Source organism: Cellulomonas septica, assembly GCF_012396155.1.
Taxonomy (GTDB): Bacteria; Actinomycetota; Actinomycetes; order Actinomycetales; family Cellulomonadaceae; genus Cellulomonas; species Cellulomonas septica.
This window is the reverse complement of sequence record NZ_JAAXOY010000698.1, coordinates 1-1,788: the sequence shown is the minus strand read 5'-3', so window position 1 is coordinate 1,788 and position 1,788 is coordinate 1. Positions and strand designations below refer to the sequence as shown.

The following is a 1,788-nucleotide window of genomic DNA, read 5'->3' as shown; positions in this document are numbered from 1 at the left end:
CGTCGCGGGCCGACGACGCGCGGGACGCGACGGCAGCGGTCGGGCGTCGCCGTCGCCCGGACGTCCGTGGGCGTGGCGCGACAGGCGGTCAGGCGCCACCCGGGAAGCCGAGCTGGCGCCACGCCTCGTAGGTGGCGACGGCGGCGGCGTTCGACAGGTTCATCGAGCGGCGCCCCGGCAGCATCGGGATGCGGAGCTGCGCGTCGACGCGGTCGTGCGCGAGCACGTCGGCGGGCAGCCCCGTCGGCTCCGGGCCGAACAGCAGCGCGTCGCCGTCGCGGTAGGCCACGTCGGCGAAGGACGTCGTCGCCTGCGTCGTGAAGGCGAGCACCCGGGCGTCCGGCAGGGCGTCGAGCAGGGCGTCGAAGGACGCGTGCACGACCACGTGCGCGAGGTCGTGGTAGTCGAGTCCGGCCCGCTTGAGCCGCGCCTCGGACAGGTCGAACCCGAGCGGCTCGACGAGGTGGAGCGTCGCGCCCGTACCCGCAGCCATGCGGATCGCGTTGCCGGTGTTCCCGGGGATGCGGGGCTCGAAGAACACGACGTGCAGCACGCGCCGATCCTAGGCGGCGGCCCGGTCGGAACGATTCGGCCGACCGGCGCGCGGCGGGCTAGCGTGGCGACGCACGCTCCCACCGCCGAGAGGACGCCCCGCGATGCCCACCGAGCCCGTCTACCGCGCCGCGGACGAGCGCTACGACGCCATGACCTACCGTCGCACCGGGCACAGCGGCCTCGACCTGCCCGCGCTGTCCCTGGGCCTGTGGCACAACTTCGGCGACACGACACCGCTCGAGACGCAGCGCGCCGTCCTGCGCCGCGCGTTCGACCTGGGCATCACGCACTTCGACCTCGCGAACAACTACGGCCCGCCGTACGGCTCGGCGGAGGCGAACTTCGGCCGGGTCCTGCAGCGCGACCTCCAGCCGTACCGCGACGAGCTCGTCATCTCCTCCAAGGCCGGCTACGACATGTGGCCGGGCCCGTACGGCGACGGCGGCTCGCGCAAGTACCTGCTCGCGTCGCTCGACCAGTCGCTCGGGCGGCTCGGGCTCGACTACGTCGACGTCTTCTACTCGCACCGCCCCGACCCGAGCGTCCCGATCGAGGAGACGATGGGTGCGCTGCACACCGCGGTGACCAGCGGCAAGGCGCTGTACGCGGGCATCTCCAACTACTCGCCGTCGCAGACGCGCACCGCGCAGCGCGTGCTCGCCGACCTGGGCACGCCGCTGCTCATCCACCAGCCGTCGTACTCGATGTTCAACCGGCACGTCGAGAACGTCGCCGAGGGGGAGTCGGAGTCGCTGCTCGACGTCGTCAGGGACCTCGGGATCGGCACGATCGTCTTCTCGCCGCTCGCGCAGGGCCTGCTGACCGGGCGCTACCTGTCGGGCGACGTGCCGTCGGACTCGCGCGCCGCCGTCGGGCACTTCCTCAAGCCGTCCGCGCTCTCCGAGACGTATCTGTCGCGCGCCCGGGCGCTGAACGACATCGCGGCCGCCCGCGGACAGTCGCTCGCACAGCTCGCGCTCACGTGGGTCCTGCGCGACCCGCGCATCACGTCGGCGCTGGTCGGGGCGTCGTCGGTCGCGCAGCTCGAGGACAACGTCGCCGCGCTGTCCGCACCCGCGCTGACCGACGACGAGATCGCCGCGATCGAGCCCCACGCCGTCGACGGCACCGGCCGGTGAGCGCGCCGCTCGTCCTGCTGCACGGGCTCTCGGACTCCGGCGACTGCTGGCCGGGCGTCGTCGCGCACGTCGGCGACCGGCGCGTCCTGACGCC

General features: G+C 73.6%; 2 protein-coding genes. One reads left to right on the top strand and one right to left on the bottom strand.

Features of this window, described 5'->3' with window-relative positions; translation table 11 throughout:
• Window positions 1–88 precede the first annotated feature (88 nt).
• Complete coding sequence (locus HGA02_RS18270; RefSeq protein ID WP_168680727.1) at window positions 89–553, bottom strand: TrmH family RNA methyltransferase; 465 nt, start codon at window positions 551–553, stop codon at window positions 89–91.
• Window positions 554–656: 103 nt separating this feature from the next.
• Here HGA02_RS18270 and mgrA point away from each other — a divergent pair, with 103 nt between their 5' ends.
• A complete protein-coding gene (mgrA, locus tag HGA02_RS18265) occupies window positions 657–1,694 on the top strand; it encodes an L-glyceraldehyde 3-phosphate reductase (RefSeq protein ID WP_168680726.1) in 1,038 nt (345 codons plus the stop codon).
• Window positions 1,695–1,788: the final 94 nt, after the last annotated feature.

What these genes read in the sequence shown, in the direction of transcription:
- mgrA (WP_168680726.1), top strand. Translation starts at nt 657, where the DNA reads ATGCCCACCGAGCCCGTCTACCGCGCCGCGGACGAGCGCTACGACGCC.